We start from the raw sequence: 20,236 nt of genomic DNA, 5'->3' as shown, positions 1-20,236 counted from the left end.
TTCCACGGAGAGTGTCCCCCATGTCATCCCATCTGCACCGACTTGTCGCGAATCTGGCGGGCGTTGCGCTGGCCGTGCAGGCTGTTCCGGTCCTGGCCCAGGGGGTAACCGGTGGCAATTCGAACGAAGCCGGCGCGCGTGACTTGACGAGCGCGGGCGGACCGACATTTGCCGATATCGCCGACTTGTCCGAATCGGCCGGGCTGGTGGTCAAGGCACAGATTCGCAAGATGGTGCGCGTGGAGGATGCGCGGGCCCCCGGCCTCGCCCAGGGCATGGCGCGCTTCTACATGACCGCGCAGACCCAGGCGCTGATCGCGGGCAAGGCGCCGATCGGCGAATCGTTCGTCTATCTGGTGGACCTTCCGCTCGATTCCCGCGGCAAGGCGCCGAAGCTGAAGAAGCAGGACGTGCTGCTCTTCGCCCGCGCCGTTCCCGGCCGCCCCGGCGAGTTGCAACTGGTGACGCCCACGGCCCAGCAGCTCTGGAGCGAGCAGGCCGAGGCGCGCGTGCGCGGCATCCTGCGCTCGCTGCTCTCCGGCAATGCCCCGGTCAAGATCACCGGCGTGCGCGAACTGCTTTATGTTCCGGGCAATCTGGCAGGGCAGGGCGAGACGCAGATATTCCTCAAGACCAAGGACAATTCGGCGGCCTCGATCACGGTGCATCACGAGCCGGGTGCGGCGCCCGCCTGGGGCGTTTCGTTCTCCGAGCTGGTGGCCGACACCGGCAATCCGCCGCAGCCCGAGACAGTGGAATGGTACCGCCTGGCCTGCTTCCTGCCCAATAACCCGCCGCCGGGCACGAACGTGGCCGAGGGCATTGCCGAGCGCCGCCAGGCCGAGGCCGATTATCGCACGGTGATCGGTCAGCTCGGTGAATGCCGCCGGACGCTCAACCAGGGCACCAAGGTTTCCGGCTGATTCCCGGCGCCGGGGTCCTCGCGCCCGAAGTTTCGGGACGGACCCCGGCGAAGGTACTGGAATTTCACCGTGGGCTCCCCTAGGGCCCGGACCCGAAAGGGTTGTCCATGGTTGAACCGCTGAATATTGCGCTGGCCGGTCTCGGCACTGTCGGAACGGGCGTCGTCCGTCTTATCGAGACCAATGCCGAACTCATTGCCCGCCGGGCGCGCCGGCCGATCCGCATTGCCGCCGTCAGCGCGCGCGATCGCACCAAGGATCGCGGTGTCGACCTGTCGCATTACGACTGGGAAGACGATCCCGCCGCGCTCGCGGCCCGTCCCGACGTGGACGTGGTGGTGGAAATGGTCGGCGGGTCTGACGGACCGGCGCTGACCCTGGCGCGCAATGCCATCGGCCAGGGCAAGGGGCTGGTCACCGCCAACAAGGCGATGATCGCGCACCATGGGCTGGAACTGGCCTCGGCCGCTGAAAAGGCAGGCGTGGCGCTCAAGTTCGAGGCCGCCGTCGCGGGCGGCATCCCGGTCATCAAGGGGCTCAGCGAGGGTGCGGCGGCCAATGCCATCGACCGCGTCTATGGGATCCTCAACGGCACCTGCAACTACATCCTCTCCACCATGGAGGACACCGGGCGCGATTTCGGCGACGTTCTGGCCGAAGCCCAGCGCCTGGGCTACGCAGAGGCCGACCCCACGTTCGACGTGGAAGGCATCGATGCCGGCCACAAGCTCTCGATCCTGGCGGCAATCGCCTTCGGTTCGCGCCTGCGTTTCGATGCGGTGGAGACCACCGGCATTTCGCGGGTAAAGGCGGCCGACATCGAGCAGGCCCGCTCGCTCGGTTACGTCATCCGGCTGCTGGGCATGGGCGAGATCGACCGCACCGGCGGCAGCGCCCGCCTGTTCCAGCGGGTCCATCCGCATCTCGTGCCTTTCGACCATCCGCTCGCTCACGTCGACGGTGCCACCAATGCCGTCGTCGCCGAGGGCAATTTCATGGGCCGCCTGCTGTTCCAGGGCGCGGGCGCCGGTGACGGGCCGACCGCCAGCGCGGTGGTCGCCGACATCATCGACATCGCGCGCGGAGAGAAAGGCGCTGCCTTCTCCATGCCGGAAGGCGAGCTGGAAGCCATGGAGCCGGCCGAAACCGGCCATCGCCGTGGCCGCAGCTATATCCGCTTCGCCGTGCCGGACCGTCCGGGCGTGCTGGCCGAGATCACGGCCGCCATGCGCGATGCGGGTGTCTCGATCGCCAGCATGATCCAGAAGGGCGAGGACGCGCAGACCGGCGAGGTGATCTTGGCCATGGTCACGCACGAAGGGCCGGAATCGGCGGTGACCGAGGCGCTGCGTATTCTCGACGGATCGCAGAGCCTCGCAGCGCGTCCGCTGGTGATGCAGATCATCGAAGGCTGACAGGGGTCTGCGCCGGCGGCTTTTGGTCGGCGGCGCGGAATGTTCCAGATGAAAAACGGGCGCAGCGATGCGCCCGTTTTTCGTATCAGTGCGCGCGCATCTCGCCCCTGGCGACCTTGTCCGCGTCCGACCCGGCAGGCGCTTCGGGGATGGCCGACAAGTCGATCAGGTAGGGCTTTTCCACTTTGCCGAAGGTGGCGGTGGCCTTGCCCTTGAAGATGCCGTTGCCCGCGACGTCGGGCGGCGTCAGCCGGCCGTCGTTCAAGGCCTGGTCGGACATCGGGTCTTCCTGGGACGTGGACTGGACGCGGAACTTGTCCTCATCCGGGGCACAGACGACGATCTCGCCCGGGCGGGCGCTGCGGGTGTCGCTCAGGCATTTCTGCCGTGCGGTCTCCGGCGTGACCCTGCCGGCGCCGGACATCATGCGCTGGGCAATGGCCCTGTCTTCCGCGGAAACCGAGCCGTTTCCATTACTTGCCGAAGTGGATTTCGTCTGGCCGGCCGTACCGGCAGAAGCGCCAGCCGATTGCTGGGCAATCGCCGGAGCGGGAGCTAGTAATGCGATTGCGAATAGGATCCGCCCTCTTCTCGACAATTGAAAATCCTCTGTCTAAGCCGCTCCCAGAACCTTTCCTCCTCGGATTAATCCGGAGTGAACATGCCTGAAAACAAGACGCCTGCAAGTAAAGTTCTCGACCGTGTCCTCGTACTCGAAATGGTTCGCGTAACCGAGGCCGCGGCCATTGCCGCATCGCGCCTCGTCGGCCGCGGAGACGAGAAGGCGGCAGACCATGCCGCAGTCGAAGCGATGCGCAAGGCCTTCGATACACTTTACATGGATGGCACCGTGGTTATCGGTGAAGGCGAGCGCGACGAAGCGCCGATGCTGTTCATCGGCGAGAAGGTGGGCGGGGCGCCCGGTCGCGGGCCGAAGATCGACATCGCACTCGATCCGCTGGAAGGCACCACGATAACCGCCAAGGCCGGGCCGAACGCACTGGCGGTACTGGCCGCCGCGGAAGAGGGATGCCTGCTCAACGCACCCGACGTCTACATGCAGAAGCTGGCCGTTGGCCCCGGCTATCCCGAGGGCGTGATCGACCTCAACCGGACCGCGACCGAGAACGTCGCATCCGTGGCGGCGGCCAAGGGCGTGAAGCCGGACGAGATCATCGTCTGCGTGCTCGATCGCCCGCGCCATGCCGATCTCATCGAGGAACTGCGCGAGATCGGCTGCGGCATCCACCTGATCCCCGACGGCGACGTGGCCGGCGTGATCGCGGTGACCGACGAGAACACCACGATCGATATCTACATGGGTTCGGGCGGCGCCCCGGAAGGCGTGCTGGCCGCTGCGGCGCTGCGCTGCGTGGGCGGCCAGATCCAGGGCCGCCTGCTGTTCCGCAACGAGGACGAGCGCAGCCGGGCGCGCAAGTGGGGCATCAAGGATCTCGACAAGATCTACACCCTCAGCGACCTGGCCAAGGGTGACTGCATCTTCGCCGCCACCGGCGTGACCGACGGCTCGCTGCTCTCCGGCGTCAAGCGCCTCAAGGGCGGCAAGATGACCACCGAGAGCGTCGTTATGCGCGCCAGTTCCGGGACGGTGCGCTGGATCAAGGGCGAGCACCGGGACCGGTGACGTGCCGCGGCGCATGCGCGTCCCGCAGCGGGACTCGTCTTTGTGCTCAGATGGTTAGTCCATCGAACCGCCGGTTCCGGAACCTCCGGAGCCGGCGTTTTCACATCCGGGTCACGGTGACAGGCTGACGCTTTCTGTTGCAATCCGATGACTCATGGCTAGAGGCGACCGCGTCCAGCCACCCATCACCTCAAGCCGTCTCGGGGATTCGCAATGAAGATCATGTCCGGCAACAGCAACCTTCCGCTCGCACGCGCGATCGCGGGGTATCTTGAACTGCCGCTCACCGATGCGGCTGTGCGTCGCTTTGCCGACGAGGAAATCTTCGTCGAAATCCACGAGAACGTCCGCGGCGAGGACGTCTTCATCGTGCAGCCCACCAGCTACCCGGTGAACGACAACCTGATGGAACTGCTGATCGGCATCGACGCCCTGCGCCGCGCCTCGGCCAAGCGCATCACCGCCGTGGTGCCCTACTTCGGTTATGCCCGGCAGGACCGCAAGCCCGGCCCGCGCACGCCGATCTCGGCCAAGCTCGTGGCCAACCTGATCACCGAAGCCGGCGCCGACCGCGTCCTCTGCGTCGACCTGCACGCAGGGCAGATCCAGGGCTTCTTCGATATCCCGACCGACAACCTCTTCGCCGCGCCGGTCATGGCGGCCGACATTCAGGCCCGCTACGGCGACCAGTCGCTGATGGTGGTTTCGCCCGACGTCGGCGGCGTGGTCCGCGCCCGGGCGCTGGCCAAGCGCCTCGACAACGCCCCGCTGGCGATCGTCGACAAGCGTCGTGATCGCCCCGGCCAGTCGGAAGTCATGAACATCATCGGCGACGTCAAGGGCCGCGCCTGCATCCTGATCGACGACATCATCGATTCGGGCGGCACGCTCTGCAACGCCGCGCAGGCCCTGATGGACGAGGGCGCCACCAGCGTCACCGCCTACATCACGCACGGCGTGCTGTCGGGCGCGGCGGTTTCGCGCGTGACCAACTCGGCGCTGAAGGAACTGGTCATCACCGATTCGATCCAGGCCACCGAAGCGGCCCAGCAGTCGGACAAGATCCGCATCCTGACGATCGCGCCGCTGATCGGCGAGGCCATCCGCCGCATTGCCGACGAAAGCTCGGTTTCCAGCCTGTTCGATTGATCGGCCGCCCGGACCAGCGCCGGGCCGCCAACCAGCAAAAAAGGCGCGTCCTCCTGGGAGGGCGCGCCTTTTTGTTTCATGTGGAACGTTTTACGGCCCGCGCTCTTTCCGGGCCGGGACCGTTATTCCCAGGGCCGCGTCTGGCCGGGCTCCAGCCGGTGCAGCGCTTCCAGCCGCCGGGCCTGGCGCGATTCCAGCGACAGGGTGAGGATCGGCTGCGGAGTCTGTGCGAACTGGCGGGGCGAGATGCCGAACAGCTCGGTGAACTCGTGGATCAGGTGGCTCTCGTCATAATAGCGCAGGGCCATTTCGTCGGCTTCGTCCTTGTCGGCCACGCCGCGCAGGAAGCTGGCCATGTCCAACGCGCGGGCGCGGCGCAGCACCTGCTTGGGGGCCATGCCGAAGTCGCGATTGACCACCCGCTCCAGCTTGCGCCGCTCGACCCCGCAGGCCGCCGCGGCATCGGCGATCGACATGGCGGGATCGCGGTAGCTGATGTCCTCGAACCGGGCGCTGATCGGGTCGGGCAGGGGCGCGCCCATATGTTCGATCCGCTTGCGCATCATCGCTTCCAGGGCGTGGAGCCATTCCTCCGGCTCGGCATCCGGTTCGAGCATGGCCAGGATCCGGTCGGAGGGGATCCCGACGAGATCGGTGGAGGCCAGACGGTCGAGATGCTCGCCCACGCGCGGCCCGCGCAGCGCGGTGCAGGCGCCGGGCCGAAAGGCCAGGCCCACGCTGATGAAGCTGCCGGTGACGCGGATCGGCATGCGATGCGATTGCGGGCCGCAGAACATCGCGGCATTGCCTGCCTCTATCCGGCCGCCGGCGGTCTCGGCCTCCCAGAGACCGGCCAATTGGATGCGCAGGAAGGCGGTGTCGTTGAACAGGCCGCATTGCAGCGTGTAGTCCGCCGGTGCCGCCACCTTGGTGACATAGAGCCGCCCGATCCAGGGCGCGAGGTCCGGGGCGGGTGCTCTGTTGTAGCTGAGCGGTTGTCCGCCCTTGGTCGTTCCCTGTTCCGGCACGATCGCACTGTCGATGGCCGGCCGCACTTTATGGTACATGTACCCTGCTTCCGTTCTTCTGCATTCGCTGCGGCCCCAGCCATGGAATAAGTGCGTGTCCGGAGCGCTGCAATGTGGGAAAAACCCATAGAGTTTCTCCACAGGCCCGGATTGCGGCCAATCTGGCGGTTTTTCCGATGGTCCCTTGACCTGCCATCGCCGTGGCGGGCAGAGCAGGGGGCATGAAACTCGACAACGACATCGCCCTCGCCCTGCGCCTTGCCGACGCCGCCGGGGACGCGATTCGCCCGCACTTCCGCTCCGGCGTCGGGGTGGAGCGCAAGGGTGACGCCTCGCCGGTCACTGTCGCGGACCGCGCCGCCGAGGAAGCGATGCGCCGGATGCTCAAGGCCGAAGTCCCGCGCGACGGTATCATCGGCGAGGAGTTCGGCAGCGAGGAAGGCACTTCGGGCCGGACCTGGGTGCTCGATCCGATCGACGGCACCGTCTCTTTCATCGCTGGCCGCCCGATCTTCGGCACGCTGATCGCGCTGCTCGTCGATGGCTGGCCGGTGCTGGGCGTGATCGACCAGCCGATCCTGGGCGAACGCTGGGTCGGCGCGAGCGGCTTCCCCACCACGTTCAACGGCAAGGAAGTGCGCACCCGCCCCTGCCGCGAACTCTCCGACGCCATGCTGGCAACCACCGGCCCCCACTATTTCGACGACCACCAGGGCGAGCACTTCATGACCCTGGCGGCCAAGACCGATCACAAGCGGATGGTCATGGGGGGCGACTGCTACAACTACGGACTGCTGGCGAGCGGCCATCTCGACGTCGTTTGCGAGGCCGGGCTGAAGCTGCACGACTGGGCCGCCCTGGTCCCCGTGGTCGAAGGCGCGGGCGGGACGATGTGCGACTGGAACGGCGAACCGCTCCATGCGCAGTCGGATGGGCATGTTCTGGCCATTGGCGACCCGGCACGGCTGGAAGACGTCGTGGAAGCGCTGGACTGCCACCACTGACTCCGGCGCAGAGGCCCGCAATGCGCAAGGTCCGGCTGTTCGTCTATGGAACGCTCCAGCCCCACGCCGGAACCCGCATGGGGCGTTGGGTCGCGGCGCGGATGGTCTCGGCCGAGCCGGCCAGCGTTCCGGGGAGGATCCGCGCGATTCGCGGCGGGGACGGCTGGTTTCCCGCGCTCGTGCCGGCCAAGTCCGGAGCGCGGGTGCAGGGAACGCTTTGCGAACTGGCACTCCATCCGGGCGACCTTGCCAAGCTCGACCGCTACGAGGGGCGCGAGTACCGGCGCCGGACGATGCCCGTGCGCGGCTCGAACGGCAGGCGGCGCCAGGCGGAAATCTATCTCTGGCGCATTGCCTTGCCCAAGGGCTCTCCGCCGATCCTGACCGGCGACTATCTCGCCTGGCTGGAACTGACGGGGCGCCAGGCCTTTACCACTCCGCGCAATGGCGCCTGAGAGGGCGCCCGAGGAGATGGACATGACGGACAGGACGGCAATCGTGACGGGCGGCGGGGCGGGCATCGGCCGCGGGCTGGTCCTGCACTTCGCGGGCCTCGGCTGGCGGGTCGCGGCGCTGGACCGCGATGAAGAGGCGCTTGGCGAACTGGCGGCGCTGCTGCCGGAAGACCGTTTCCTGCCGCTGACGTGCGACGTCGGACAAGAGAAGCCGGTCCGCGCCGCCTTCGCCCGGATCGGCAAGTGGACCGAGGCTGCCCACCTCCTGGTCAACAATGCCGGGATCGCCGATCCCTATGCCGGCCCGCTGGAGGACCTTACGCTGGAGGCGTGGCAGGGCTGGATCGATGCAAGCCTTACTTCCGCTTTCCTCTGCACCCGCGAGGCGCTGGGCCTGCTTCGCAGCGGCGCCCCGGCAAGCGTGGTGCATATCGCCTCCACCCGGGCCTTGCAGTCGGAGCCTCATACATATGCCTATGCCGCCTCGAAGGGCGGGCTCTGCGCGCTGACCCATGCCATGGCCGTGGGACTGGGACCGGAGATCCGGGTGAATGCGGTCCTGCCCGGCTGGATCGAGACGGGCCCCTGGCAGAAAGCGGCAAGGCGGGAAGAGCCGCGGCATTCGGCCGAAGACCGCGCGCAGCACCCGGTGGGACGCGTGGGGGTGGTGGAGGACATCGCCGCCACCGTCGAGTGGCTGGCGGGAGAAGGCGCGGGTTTCGTGACCGGCCAGCAGATCGTCGTGGACGGGGGCATGACCCGCAAGATGATCTACGCGGGGGACTAGGCCGGGTCGGGCGCGTGTGTGCCCGGGTCGGGCTGGCGCTGGCGCCGCCCGGAACGCCCGGCGGCCGTTTTTGCGGACCACCGCGTCTGGCAACGCGCTCACCCCTTGCCTTCCGCCGATTCTCTCACTAAAGGCGCCCCCTTCAATCGACACGGTTGAGTCTTTAACCAAAGAGATTCGCGCGTCCGCCTGGCGAAAAGGGCTGCCATGGCTGACCGGACGTGTCCCTGTGAAAGGAGACGAAAATGCCCAAGCTGAAGACCAAGAGCGGTGTGAAGAAGCGCTTCAAGCTCACCGCCACCGGCAAGGTGAAGCACGGCGTAGCCGGCAAGCGCCACCGCCTGATGAGCCATAACGGCAAGTACATCCGCCAGAATCGCGGCACCGAAGTCATTTCCGACGCCGATGCCAAGACGATCAAGAAGTGGGCGCCCTACGGGCTCAACTGAGGAGTACTGACCTATGAGCCGTATCAAGAGGGGTGTTACCACCCGCGCCAAGCACAAGCGTCTTCTGGAACAGGCCAAGGGTTACCGCGGCCGTCGTAAGAACACGATCCGCGTTGCCCGCCAGGCCGTCGAAAAGGCCGGCCAGTACGCGTACCGCGACCGCAAGATCAAGAAGCGCACCTTCCGCGCTCTCTGGATCCAGCGCATCAACGCTGCCGTCCGCGCCGAAGGCCTGACCTACTCGCAGTTCATGCACGGCGTTAAGCTCGCCGGCATCGAACTCGATCGCAAGTCGATGGCCGACCTCGCCATGAACGAAGGTTCGGTGTTCTCGGCCGTGGTCGCTCAGGCGAAGGCTGCCATTCCGGCAGCCTGAACCGTCGAAGCCGGGGCCTAGGCGCCGGTCTTCGCGGATCACGCGAAACACATTCGGGGCGCGGGTGCTTAAGGCATCCGCGCCCCGAATTGTTTGTGCGGTAAATTATCCACGCCTTCGAAAAGTTTGCACTCCCCTGCAAGTCCTCGTACCAAAAGGACAGGGGTAAAGCGTGGCACGAAGAATAGACAGGGAATGACAGCTAGGCGGGTCGTCATACAGTATTGTCCCGTACCAGCGGGCCTCGATCGCTACCTGTCGGTGCTGTTTTACTGTGAAATCGAACTGGGCGAGAACGAGCGTCTCCATGACGTCCTGTTTCCCGACTGGGCCAGTCTGCGCTTCCATTTCGGGTCGACAGGCGATGGCGAGATTCGCGCCGGATCTCGACTGGAAAGCTGCCGCTTCTCGGTCACCGGCCCGCGTTCGCAGGAAGTGCGCTTCTCCATGGCCACGGCGCGGGAGTGGGGCTTCGGCCTGACCCCGCTCGGCTGGGCGACGTTCCTGGGCGTGCCGGCCGACCGCTATGCCAATGTGCTGGTCGATGGCGACGCGGATCCGGTCTTCGCCCATTTCAAGCCGCTTCACGATGCCCTGGCGGCCGAGGATAGCCCGGGCGATCAGCTCGATCGGTTGACCGCTTTCGTCGCCGCCATGCCGCGCCGCCCGGTGGTCCACGAAGACCTTATCCTGGCCATCTGCGAAGCGCTCGCCAATCCGGAAGTGCGCTCCGCCACCGACCTGGCCGCCCGCGTCCGCGCGCATCCGCGCATGGTGGAGCGCGTCTGCCGCGCCGCTTTCGGTTTCCCGCCCAAACTCCTGCTGCGCCGGCAGCGGTTCCTGCGCAGCATCGAGCAGTTCACGCTGGAACCCAAGCGCAAGTGGATCGGCGCGATCGATTCCGCCTATCACGACCAGGCCCAGTTCGTCCGCGATTTCCGGGCCTTCATGGGCATGACCCCGCGGCAATACGCCAAGCTGGACAAGCCGGTGACCGGGCCGCTCATGCGCGAAAGGGCGCGCCACGCCCGTCTCGCCTTGCGCTAGTCGGGGCCGGCGACATGCCGTCCGGATAAGTGTCATCGCGATTGCCGCCGTTGCGATTTGCCGGCCGTCCCCTTAAGGACCGCGCTTCCAGATATCAGCAACAGTCAGGCAGACCACCAGTGGACTACGCAGCAACCGGCCAGGAGGCGCTCTCGCGGATTGCGGAAGCATCCGATCTCGATACGCTGGAGGCGCTGCGTGTCGAGTTTCTGGGCAAGCAGGGTTCGATCTCCGGCCTGCTGAAGACGCTGGGCAAGCTCGATCCCGAAGAGCGCAAGGTCGAAGGGCCCAAGATCCACGCGCTGCGTGAAAGCGTGAGCGACGCGCTCGCCGCCCGCAAGGACGCGCTGGAGACGGCGGCGCTGAACGCCCGCCTCGCCGCCGAGACCATTGACCTCTCGCTGCCCGCACCCGAAGCGCCGCGCGGCACCGTGCACCCCATCTCGCAAGTGATGGACGAGATTGCCGAGATCTTCGCCGACCTTGGCTTCTCGGTCGCCACCGGGCCGGAGATCGAGGACGACTGGCACAACTTCACCGCGCTCAATATGCCGGAAAGCCACCCGGCGCGCGCGATGCACGACACGTTCTACTTCCCGGACCGCGACGCCCAGAACCGTGAGATGCTGCTGCGCACGCACACTTCGCCGGTGCAGATGCGCACGATGCTGGCGCAGGGCGCGCCGCTGCGCATCATCGCGCCGGGCCGCGTCTATCGCTCTGACAGCGACGCCACCCACACGCCGATGTTCCACCAGGTCGAAGGCCTGGTGATCGACAAGGACGTGCACCTGGGCCACCTGAAGTGGACGCTGGAAACCTTCCTGAAGGCATTCTTCGAGCGTGAGGACATCGTCCTGCGCCTGCGCCCCAGCTACTTCCCCTTCACCGAACCCTCGGTGGAAGCGGATATCGGCTTCACCCTGATCGACGGCAAGCGCGTGATCGGCGGCGATCCGTCGAAGGGCGAGGGCGGCTGGATGGAAGTGCTCGGCTCGGGCATGGTCAACCGCCGCGTCATCGAATTCGCCGGGCTCGATCCCGACGAATGGCAGGGCTTCGCCTTCGGCATCGGCATCGATCGCCTTGCCATGCTGAAGTACGGCATGGACGATCTGCGCGCCTTCTTCGACGGCGATGTGCGCTGGCTCTCCCACTACGGTTTCTCCGCCCTCGACGTGCCGACCCTTTCGGGCGGCGTTGGCACTCCGGCTTGAGCGCGGGAAGGATCTAGAAAATGAAGTTCTCGCTTTCCTGGCTCAAGCAGTACCTTGAGACCGACGCCTCGCTTGAGGATATCGCGCTGAAGCTCAACGCCATCGGCCTTGAGGTCGAAGGCATCGAAGACCCCGCCGCCAAGCTGGCCGGCTTCCGCGTGGCCAAGGTGCTGACGGCGGACAAGCATCCGCAGGCGGACAAGCTGCAGGTCCTCACCGTCGATACGGGCGAGGGCGTGCTCCAGGTCGTTTGCGGCGCACCCAATGCGCGTGCGGGCCTTGTCGGCGTGCTGGGCCTTGCCGGTGCCACGGTGCCTGCCAACGGCATGGTGCTGAAGGTTGCCGCCGTGCGCGGCGTCGAATCGAACGGCATGATGTGCTCCACGCGCGAGCTGGAGCTGGGCGAAGACCACGAGGGCATCATCGAACTGCCCGAGGACGCGCCGGTCGGCACGCCTTTCGCGGACTACCACGGCGCCGATCCGGTGATCGAGGTGGCCATCACCCCGAACCGTCCGGACTGCATGGGCGTCTACGGCATCGCGCGCGATCTTGCCGCTGTCGGCATCGGCACGCTGAAGCCGATCGAAGTGCTGGACATTCCCGGCAGCTTCCCCTGCCCGGTGGACGTGCGCACCGACGATGCAGAGGGCTGCCCGGCGTTCTACGGCCGTGTTATCAAGGGCGTGAAGAACGGCCCCTCGCCGCAGTGGCTTCAGGATCGCCTCAAGGCGGCAGGGCAGCGTCCGATCTCGGCGCTGGTCGATGCCACCAATTACCTGATGCTGGCCTATGGCCGCCCGGCGCATGCTTATGACCTCGCCAAGCTGAACGGTGCGGTCGTTGCGCGCCGCGCGACGGACGGCGAGACGGTCATCGCGCTGAACGAGAAGACCTACACGCTCGACGCCGAGATGACCGTGATCGCCGACGATTCGGGCGTGCACGACATTGCCGGCATCATGGGCGGCGAGCATTCGGGCTGCGGTGAAGAAACCACCGACGTCCTGCTCGAAATCGCCTACTTCGATCCCGAGCGCATCGCCAAGACGGGCCGCAAGCTCAACCTCACCTCGGACGCGCGCAGCCGGTTCGAGCGTGGGATCGATCCCAACTTCCTCGACACCGGCCTCGACCACCTCACCCAGCTGATCCAGACGCTCTGCGGCGGTGAGGCTTCGCAGGCCGTGCGCAGCGGTGCGGCTCCGGCCACGCCGAAGATCGTCCACTTCGATCCGGCGCTGACCGAGAAGCTGGGCGGCGTGACGATCGAGCCCGGCGAACAGCAGCGCATCCTGGAGAGCCTGGGCTTTTCGGTCGTCGCCGAGCAGGCAAACTTCGACAAGTCATGGGCCATCACCGTTCCCGGCTGGCGTCCGGACGTGGACGGCGCGCCCGACATCGTCGAGGAAGTGGTCCGCATCAACGGGCTCGACAAGGTGACCAGCGTCGCCCTGCCGCGCGCCGATGGCGTTGCCCGCCCGACCGCCACGCCGACCCAGGCGCTGGAACGCCGCGTTCGCCGCGCCGCCGCTGCGCGGGGGCTGCACGAGGCGGTCACCTGGTCGTTCCTGCCCACCGCCGAGGCCGATGCCTTTGCGGACGGCAATGACCTGTGGTCGCTCGCCAACCCGATCAGCGAGGACATGAAGGTCATGCGGCCTTCGCTGCTGCCGGGCCTGCTGATGGCGGCCAAGCGCAACCTCGATCGCGGTGCGTCGTCGCTGCGCCTGTTCGAACTCGGCCGTCGCTATCTGCGCGGCGCGGGCGGTGCGAGCGATGAGCGCCTTGCGCTCGGCTTCGTGCTGGCTGGCGAGAAGGTCTCGCGCGGCTGGGCCACCGGCAAGGCGACTGCCTTCGACGCCTACGACGCCAAGGCCGAAGTCACCGCGCTGCTGGCAGAGGCCGGTGCGCCGGTCGAGAAGCTTCAGGTCATGGGCGTTGACGACTCCGGGCATGGCCCGCAGTTCCACCCCGGCCAGTCGGCCACGCTGCGCCTCGGCCCCAAGAACGTGCTGGCGCGCTTCGGCATGCTGCACCCTACGGTCGCCAAGCAGTTCGACATCGAAGGCCCGGTGGCCGTGGCCGAGATCTATCTCGACGCGATCCCCGGCAAGAAGGGCGCCGCCACCTTCGCCCGCACCCGCTACGCGCCCCCGGCGCTCCAGGCGGTGACGCGCGACTTCGCGTTCCTCGTACCGGTCGAACTGGCCGCGGGCGATCTCGTCCGCATGGTCGCGGGCGCGGACAAGGCGAACATCGTCGCGGTCCGCCTGTTCGACGACTTCCGGGGGCAGGGCGTGCCCGAGGGCCAGAAGTCGCTGGCGCTCGAAGTCACGCTCCAGCCTCTGGACAAGAGCTACAAGGAAGAAGACCTCAAGGCGATCAGCGACAAGGTGACCGCCGCCGCCGCCAAGCTGGGCGCGGTTCTGCGGGGTTGATGCAATACGTCGTCCCGGACTTGGTCCGGGGCGACGAACCCTTTCGGAGATAGCCGGTGACCGACATGGACTTCGTGACGATTTCTTCCGGCGACCTCACGGCGCGAATCGCGTTGTTCGGGGCCGAACTCTGGTCGCTCACCGACCACGCGGGCCTCGAATACATGACCGATGCCGATCCGGCGTTCTGGACCGGCCATGCTCCGATCCTGTTCCCCATCGTCGGCGCGCTGAACGGCAATCGCTATCGGCTGGGTGACCGCGAATACGAACTGCCCAAGCATGGTTTCGCGCGCCATTCGCTGTTCGAACTCGTGGAGATTGCGGGCGATCACGTCCGCCTCCGCCTTCGCGACAGCGACGAGACGCGCAAGGTCTATCCCTTCGCGTTCACGCTGGACCTGGACTTCCGCCTGGAAGGCATGAGCCTCCACACCCAGGCCACGGTGACCAATGCGGGCGGCGAGGTCATGCCGTTCAGCTTCGGCTATCATCCCGCCTTCGCCTGGCCGCTGCCGGGCGGCGCGGCCAAGGCCGATCACACGATCGCCTTCGAGCAGCCGGAACCCCAGCCGATTCGCCGCATCGACATGCCGACCGGCCTCGTTCTGCCCGAACCGGTGGTGACGCCGGTCGAGGGACATCTGTTGACGCCCGAGCCCGCGCAGTTCGAGACCGACGCGCTGATCTGGGACCGGCTCGCCAGCCGGGCGCTCACGTTCGGCGCACCCGGCGGCGGGCAGCTTGCCGTTGCTTTCCCGGACACGCCGATGCTCGGGATCTGGCAGAAGCCGGGGGCGAACTATCTCTGCATAGAACCGTGGCAAGGCATCGCCGATCCCCTGGGCTATACCGGCGAATTCCGCGCCAAGCCCGGCGTGCTTTCGCTCGACCCCGGTGCAAACCGCAGCTTTCGCATGGACGTTACCGTCCTGACCGCCGACTAGGAGACCTTTCCCGATGAAGACCGCACTCGTAACCGGCGCCACGTCCGGAATCGGCGAAGCCTGTGCCCGCGCGTTCATCGCAGCCGGCTGGCGCGTGGTCGGCACCGGCCGCCGGGCCGAGCGCCTGGACGCGCTGAAGGCCGAACTGGGCGCGGACACGTTCCACGCCGCCGTCTTCGACGTGCGCGACGAAGCCGCGCGCGACGCTGCCCTTGCCGCGCTCCCGGCCGAATTCGCAGGCATCGATTGCCTGGTGAACAATGCCGGTCTCGCCCTCGGTACCGAGCCGGCCCAGAGCGCCTCGCTGGAAAGCTGGAAGACCATGATCGACACCAACGTCACGGCGCTGGTCTCGCTCACGCACAAGCTCCTGCCCGCGCTGGTCGAGCGCAAGGGCGCGATCGTCAACTTGTCCTCGGTGGCGGCGACTTATCCCTACACCGGCGGCAACGTCTACGGCGGCACCAAGGCCTTCGTGCACCAGTTCTCGCTCGGCCTGCGCTCGGACCTTGCGGGTACGGGCGTGCGCGTCACCTCGATCGAGCCGGGCATGGTGGAGACCGAGTTCACCCTCGTGCGCACGGGCGGCAACCAGCAGGCCTCCGACAACCTTTATGGCGGCGCCAATCCGATGACGGCCGAGGATATCGCCGGAACCGTGCTCTGGGTGGCGACCTTGCCGGCGCACCTCAACATCAACACCCTGGAGCTGATGCCGGTGAGCCAGTCCTTCGCCGGCTTCCAGGTCGCGCGGGAGGGCTGAGCGCGGCTTCTCTCCCGCGCCCCAACCTTCGTCATCCACGAGGAGGCTGAGTCGACGAAGCAATCCAGAGCGGCACAAGACGGCCCCTGGATTGCTTCGCTCTGCTCGCAATGACGAAAGTGGCGGGCAGGCTAGAGAGGGTTCGCCTGGCAGGTCGTCGCAACCTCGGGTTTCCGGGTCGCGCGGCAGGCTGAGCGCGGCTTCCCGCCTTCCCGCCTCCCCAACCTTCGTCATTGCGAGGAGGCGAAGCCGACGCGGCAATCCAAAGCGGCGCGGAACTGCCCTGGATTGCTTCGCTCCGCTCGCAATGACGAAGGTGGGCTGGGTAGCGGCGGTGGGCCGTGTCCCCTTTCCGCCCTTTCCATCTTGCCCCGCGCCCACTAATAGCGCGCCGATGAGCAATGTCCCCCACCAGTCCCGGCGCACCTTCGCGATCATCTCGCACCCTGACGCCGGTAAGACCACCCTGACCGAGAAGCTGCTGCTGCAAGGCGGCGCGATCCATCTGGCGGGGCAGGTCAAGGCACGCGGCGCCGCGCGGCGCGCGCGGTCGGACTGGATGAAGATCGAGCAGCAGCGCGGCATTTCCGTGACCAGCTCGGTCATGACCTTCGAGCGGGACGGAATCACCTTCAACCTGCTCGACACGCCGGGCCACGAAGACTTCTCGGAAGACACCTACCGCACGCTCACCGCCGTCGATTCGGCGATCATGGTGATCGACGCGGCCAAGGGCATCGAGCCGCAGACCCGCAAGCTCTTCGAGGTCTGCCGCCTGCGCTCGGTGCCGATCATCACTTTCATCAACAAGGTCGACCGCGAAGGCCGCGCCTGCTTCGACCTGATGGACGAAGTGGCCGACATGCTGGCGCTGGACGTCTGCCCGATGTCCTGGCCGGTCGGCATGGGGGGCCTGTTCGAAGGCATTCTCGACATCGCCACGGGCAAGGTCAGCCGTCCGGAAGGGCCGAGCAAGGAATTCCTCGGCAAAGTCGACGAGAACGTGACCCTGCCCGAAGCCGTGGCCGAGGAACTGGAACTGGCCCAGGCCGGTTATCCCGAATTCGACGTCGACGCCTATCGCGGCGGCGACCTAACCCCGGTCTATTTCGGCTCGGCGCTCAAGAACTTCGGCGTCACCGAACTGATCGACGCGATCGAGAAGTTCGCTCCGCCGCCGCGCCCGCAGCCTTCGAATGAGGGCACGATCGAGCCGGAGAACAAGGAAGTCACCGGCTTCATCTTCAAGGTCCAGGCCAATATGGACCCCATGCACCGCGACCGCATCGCCTTCATGCGGCTGGTCTCGGGCACCTTCAAGCGCGGCATGAAGCTGACGCCCTCGGGCCTGGGCAAGCCGATCGCGGTGCACTCGCCGATCCTGTTCTTCGCGCAGGACCGCGAGATCGCCGACAATGCCGAGCCGGGCGATATCATCGGCATTCCCAACCACGGCACCTTGCGCGTGGGCGACACCCTGTCCGAGAAGAACCAGGTGCGCTTCACCGGCCTGCCGAACTTCGCGCCCGAAATCCTGCGCCGCGTCGCCCTGAAGGATCCGACCAAGACCAAGCAGCTCCGCAAGGCGCTGGACGACCTTTCGGAAGAGGGCGTGATCCAGGTGTTCTACCCGGAGATCGGTTCGCAATGGATCGTCGGCGTGGTCGGCCAGCTCCAGCTCGACGTGCTGATCAGCCGCCTCGAAGCCGAGTACAAGGTCGAGGCGGTGCTGGAAGGCTCGCCCTTCGACACCGCCCGCTGGATCAAGGGCGACGACAAGACGCTGCGCGACTTCGCCGAGTTCAACAAGATGAACCTCGCCAAGGACCGCGACGGCGACCCCGTGTTCATGGCGCGCTCGGCCTGGGACGTCAGCTATCAGCAGGAACGCAACCCGGACCTGACCTTCAGCGCCACCAAGGAGCGTTGAGGATCTCGTCGTCCCGGATCAGGTCCGGGACGACGAACCGGGAACCTCATGCTATTCCGGCGGATTGCTACGCTATCCCCTTGGCCGGAAAGTCGTTCGTTGCAGATCAAGTTCGCCAGCTACAACATTCACAAGGCCGTCGGTCTCGACCGGCGGCGAGACCCTGAGCGCATCCTGACCGTCCTGCGCGAGATCGATGCGGATGTGGTGGCCCTGCAGGAAGTGGACCGCCGTTTCGGCCGCCGGATGAGCGCGCTTCCCCTCGATGCGATCCATACCACCACCGATTATGTGCCGGTGCCGCTGTCGATGAAGCCGGACAGCCTGGGCTGGCACGGGAACGCCATCCTGGTCCGCAAGGGCATCGAACTGCTCGCGGCGGAGCCCGTCCCGCTCCCGGTGCTGGAGCCGCGCGGAGCGATCCGGGCCGATCTCTCGCTGGAAGGGCATCGTTTCCGGGTCGTGGGCATGCATCTCGACCTTTCCGGCCTGCGCCGCCGGTTGCAGGTGCGAAGCGTCCTCGACCATTGCGCCCGCTGCGATGGCGCCGTGCCCACCGTGATGATGGGCGATCTCAACGAATGGTCGGCCAATGGCGGCTGTTTCCGGGAGTTTCACGCGCCCTGGCATGTTCTGGTGCCGGGCCGCAGCTTCCCCTCCCGCAGGCCGATGGCCAGGCTGGACCGCATCATTGTGTCCGAGCAGTGGTCTGTCCTGGGAACAAATGTGCACCACAGTGTGCTCTCGGCGATAGGATCCGATCATCTGCCCGTGTTCGCCTCGCTAGAGCTGCCTAAAAAATAGGCAAGTGCTCACGAATCGAGCGACGCATCATGCTGCACTTGCGTTCGGCTGATTAAATTCAGGCCGAATTGAGCCAATCGAAGAATTGGCACGCCCTTTGCATATCCTGTTTTCAGCCGGCGCGGGGCCGGTAACAAACAGGGGATAGGCATGAAGTTCATCATAGCCATCATCAAACCCTTCAAGCTCGACGAAGTTCGGGAAGCGTTGGGCGCAATCGGTGTCGCCGGAATGACCGTGTCCGAAGTGAAGGGCTTCGGGCGCCAGAAGGGTCAGACCGAAATCTATCGTGGGGCCGAGTATTCGACCAACATGCTCCCGAAAGTGAAGATCGAAGTGGCCGCGCCGGACGATCTGGCGCCAAAGATCGTGGAAACGATCCAGCAGGTCGCCAGCACCGAAGCCATCGGCGACGGCAAGATCTTCGTCCTCGATCTGGCTGCAGCCGTGCGCATCCGCACCGGCGAGTCCGGGGATACCGCGCTTTGACCGGCGCTTTCGACAGGAGGGAAACCACGATGAACCGCAAGATTCTTTGCGGCGCCGGCGCACTGGGTGCGTCGTTGTTCGCCGCCATGCCTGCCTGGGCGCAGGACGCCGCCGCCACGCCGACCATCGACAAGGGCGATACCGCCTGGATGCTGACGTCGACGTTGCTCGTCTTCCTGATGATCCTGCCTGGCCTCGCCCTGTTCTACGGCGGCCTGACCCGTTCGAAGAACATGCTCTCCACCATGACGCAGATCGGCGCAGCGGCCAGCTTCGCCATGCTGATCTGGGTCATGTACGGCTACACCATGGCCTTCGGTGATGGCGGCAACGCCTTCGTCGCCGGCTTCGGCAAAGCCTTCCTCAAGGGCATCACCCCCGATTCGGTTTCGGGCACCATTCCCGAATACGTCTTCGTCTGCTTCCAGATGACTTTCGCGGCGATCACCATCGCGCTGGTCCTGGGCTCGACGGTCGAACGCATCAAGTTCTCGGCAGTCATGGTCTTCGCGGCCATCTGGCTGACGATCGTCTACTTCCCGATCGCGCACATGGTCTGGGCACCGACCGGCTACTTCTTCGGTCTCGGCGCGCTCGACTACGCCGGCGGCACCGTGGTCCACATCAATGCCGGCGTTTCGGCACTGGTGGCCGCGCTGATCCTGGGCAAGCGCAAGGGCTATCCCAACGAACCGATGCCGCCGCACTCGCTCACGCTGACGTTCGTCGGCACCGGCCTGCTGTGGGTGGGCTGGTTCGGCTTCAACGCCGGCTCGGCTCTCTCGGCCAACGGCGCCGCCAGCCTTGCCATGATCAACACTTTCGTCGCCAGCGCCTCTGCCGGCCTGTTCTGGATGCTCGCCGAGCGTCTGGCCGGTCACAAGGGTTCGGCCTTGGGCTTCTGCTCGGGCGTCGTCGCCGGCCTCGTCGCCGTCACCCCTGCAGCTGGCAACTCGGGTCCCTTCGGCGCCATCGTTCTCGGCGCGGTCGCTTCGATCATCTGCTTCTTCGCCGTCAGCAAGCTCAAGCCCATGCTCGGCTATGACGACGCGCTGGATGCCTTCGGCGTCCACGGCATCGGCGGCATCGTCGGCGCCATCGGCACCGGCATCGTCTGTTCGCCGGCGCTCGGCGGCCCGGGCAAGGCGGACTTCTCGATCGGCTCGCAGCTCGTGATTCAGTTCGAAGCGGTTCTCGCCACGATCGTGATCTCCACGATCGGCACCGTCGTCGCGATCTATGTCGCCAAGGCAGTCACCGGCCTGCGCGTCGCTCCCGAAGTCGAACTGGAAGGTCTCGACATCGGCGAGCACGGCGAGCGCGCCTACAACTAAGCTTCAAGTTTGGCGGCGGCGGGTACTTCCTCC

Annotated in this window: 20 protein-coding genes; 18 read left to right on the top strand and 2 right to left on the bottom strand. The window is 66.4% G+C overall.

The genetic code is table 11. From position 1 onward, the window contains the following. The first annotated feature begins 20 nt into the window (after positions 1 to 20). Together AC1VV3_RS08655 and AC1VV3_RS08650 are read left to right on the top strand one after the other, a co-directional pair. On the top strand, positions 21 to 923 hold the full coding sequence (locus tag AC1VV3_RS08655; RefSeq protein ID WP_132264603.1) for a hypothetical protein: 903 nt from the start codon (positions 21 to 23) through the stop codon (positions 921 to 923). A 107-nt stretch (positions 924 to 1,030) separates the two neighbouring features. Continuing rightward, positions 1,031 to 2,338: a homoserine dehydrogenase gene (locus AC1VV3_RS08650; protein ID WP_132264604.1), complete on the top strand. Its 1,308-nt coding sequence runs from the start codon at positions 1,031 to 1,033 to the stop codon at positions 2,336 to 2,338. A gap of 85 nt (positions 2,339 to 2,423) precedes the next feature. Here AC1VV3_RS08650 and AC1VV3_RS08645 read toward each other — a convergent pair whose 3' ends face one another. Then, positions 2,424 to 2,765 carry a hypothetical protein gene (locus AC1VV3_RS08645; RefSeq protein ID WP_132264606.1) on the bottom strand — a complete coding sequence of 114 codons (342 nt, stop codon included), beginning with the start codon at positions 2,763 to 2,765 and terminating at the stop codon, positions 2,424 to 2,426. Positions 2,766 to 2,999: 234 nt separating this feature from the next. Here AC1VV3_RS08645 and glpX point away from each other — a divergent pair, with 234 nt between their 5' ends. Further along, positions 3,000 to 3,983, top strand: coding sequence for a class II fructose-bisphosphatase (gene glpX / locus AC1VV3_RS08640; protein ID WP_132264608.1), 984 nt, complete (start codon positions 3,000 to 3,002; stop codon positions 3,981 to 3,983). A gap of 213 nt (positions 3,984 to 4,196) precedes the next feature. Further along, complete coding sequence (locus AC1VV3_RS08635) at positions 4,197 to 5,132, top strand: ribose-phosphate pyrophosphokinase (protein ID WP_132264610.1); 936 nt, start codon at positions 4,197 to 4,199, stop codon at positions 5,130 to 5,132. A 122-nt stretch (positions 5,133 to 5,254) separates the two neighbouring features. Here AC1VV3_RS08635 and AC1VV3_RS08630 read toward each other — a convergent pair whose 3' ends face one another. Then, complete coding sequence (locus AC1VV3_RS08630) at positions 5,255 to 6,199, bottom strand: helix-turn-helix domain-containing protein (protein WP_134094726.1); 945 nt, start codon at positions 6,197 to 6,199, stop codon at positions 5,255 to 5,257. Between the two features lie 182 nt (positions 6,200 to 6,381). Between AC1VV3_RS08630 and hisN the strand changes: the two genes are divergently transcribed. The 14 genes from hisN to AC1VV3_RS08560 all read left to right on the top strand — a co-directional run bounded on the left by hisN (position 6,382) and on the right by AC1VV3_RS08560 (position 20,203). Continuing rightward, on the top strand, positions 6,382 to 7,164 hold the full coding sequence (gene hisN, locus AC1VV3_RS08625; RefSeq protein ID WP_132264613.1) for a histidinol-phosphatase: 783 nt from the start codon (positions 6,382 to 6,384) through the stop codon (positions 7,162 to 7,164). 20 nt (positions 7,165 to 7,184) lie between these two features. After that, entirely contained in the window at positions 7,185 to 7,619 is a 435-nt protein-coding gene (locus AC1VV3_RS08620; RefSeq protein WP_482961551.1) for a gamma-glutamylcyclotransferase family protein, read from the top strand. Between the two features lie 22 nt (positions 7,620 to 7,641). Next, entirely contained in the window at positions 7,642 to 8,406 is a 765-nt protein-coding gene (locus tag AC1VV3_RS08615; protein WP_482961550.1) for an SDR family oxidoreductase, read from the top strand. Positions 8,407 to 8,651: 245 nt separating this feature from the next. Next, positions 8,652 to 8,855: a 50S ribosomal protein L35 gene (gene rpmI, locus AC1VV3_RS08610; RefSeq protein WP_021232722.1), complete on the top strand. Its 204-nt coding sequence runs from the start codon at positions 8,652 to 8,654 to the stop codon at positions 8,853 to 8,855. 13 nt (positions 8,856 to 8,868) lie between these two features. Further along, positions 8,869 to 9,231: a 50S ribosomal protein L20 gene (rplT, locus tag AC1VV3_RS08605; RefSeq protein ID WP_132264618.1), complete on the top strand. Its 363-nt coding sequence runs from the start codon at positions 8,869 to 8,871 to the stop codon at positions 9,229 to 9,231. 261 nt (positions 9,232 to 9,492) lie between these two features. Continuing rightward, positions 9,493 to 10,278, top strand: a complete 786-nt coding sequence (locus AC1VV3_RS08600; protein WP_166675276.1) for a helix-turn-helix domain-containing protein — start codon at positions 9,493 to 9,495, stop codon at positions 10,276 to 10,278. Between the two features lie 119 nt (positions 10,279 to 10,397). Continuing rightward, positions 10,398 to 11,495, top strand: a complete 1,098-nt coding sequence (gene pheS / locus AC1VV3_RS08595) for a phenylalanine--tRNA ligase subunit alpha (RefSeq protein WP_132264622.1) — start codon at positions 10,398 to 10,400, stop codon at positions 11,493 to 11,495. 20 nt (positions 11,496 to 11,515) lie between these two features. Beyond that, the gene (pheT, locus tag AC1VV3_RS08590; RefSeq protein ID WP_482961549.1) at positions 11,516 to 13,936 is read left to right on the top strand and encodes a phenylalanine--tRNA ligase subunit beta; all 2,421 of its coding nucleotides are present in this window, start codon (positions 11,516 to 11,518) and stop codon (positions 13,934 to 13,936) included. 65 nt (positions 13,937 to 14,001) lie between these two features. After that, positions 14,002 to 14,883, top strand: coding sequence for an aldose 1-epimerase family protein (locus AC1VV3_RS08585; RefSeq protein WP_482962081.1), 882 nt, complete (start codon positions 14,002 to 14,004; stop codon positions 14,881 to 14,883). Positions 14,884 to 14,896: 13 nt separating this feature from the next. After that, positions 14,897 to 15,646 (top strand): SDR family NAD(P)-dependent oxidoreductase, encoded by a 750-nt coding sequence (locus AC1VV3_RS08580; protein WP_442046954.1) that lies wholly within the window; start codon positions 14,897 to 14,899, stop codon positions 15,644 to 15,646. A gap of 394 nt (positions 15,647 to 16,040) precedes the next feature. Beyond that, positions 16,041 to 17,576: a peptide chain release factor 3 gene (locus AC1VV3_RS08575; RefSeq protein WP_132264627.1), complete on the top strand. Its 1,536-nt coding sequence runs from the start codon at positions 16,041 to 16,043 to the stop codon at positions 17,574 to 17,576. A 99-nt stretch (positions 17,577 to 17,675) separates the two neighbouring features. After that, on the top strand, positions 17,676 to 18,380 hold the full coding sequence (locus AC1VV3_RS08570; protein ID WP_482961548.1) for an endonuclease/exonuclease/phosphatase family protein: 705 nt from the start codon (positions 17,676 to 17,678) through the stop codon (positions 18,378 to 18,380). A gap of 150 nt (positions 18,381 to 18,530) precedes the next feature. Continuing rightward, positions 18,531 to 18,869 carry a P-II family nitrogen regulator gene (locus AC1VV3_RS08565; protein ID WP_132264630.1) on the top strand — a complete coding sequence of 113 codons (339 nt, stop codon included), beginning with the start codon at positions 18,531 to 18,533 and terminating at the stop codon, positions 18,867 to 18,869. Positions 18,870 to 18,898: 29 nt separating this feature from the next. Next, a complete protein-coding gene (locus AC1VV3_RS08560; protein WP_482961547.1) occupies positions 18,899 to 20,203 on the top strand; it encodes an ammonium transporter in 1,305 nt (434 codons plus the stop codon). Positions 20,204 to 20,236: the final 33 nt, after the last annotated feature.

It is taken from the genome of Novosphingobium sp. BL-S-34 (assembly GCF_056857015.1).
This window is presented reverse-complemented; position numbering and strand designations above follow the sequence as displayed.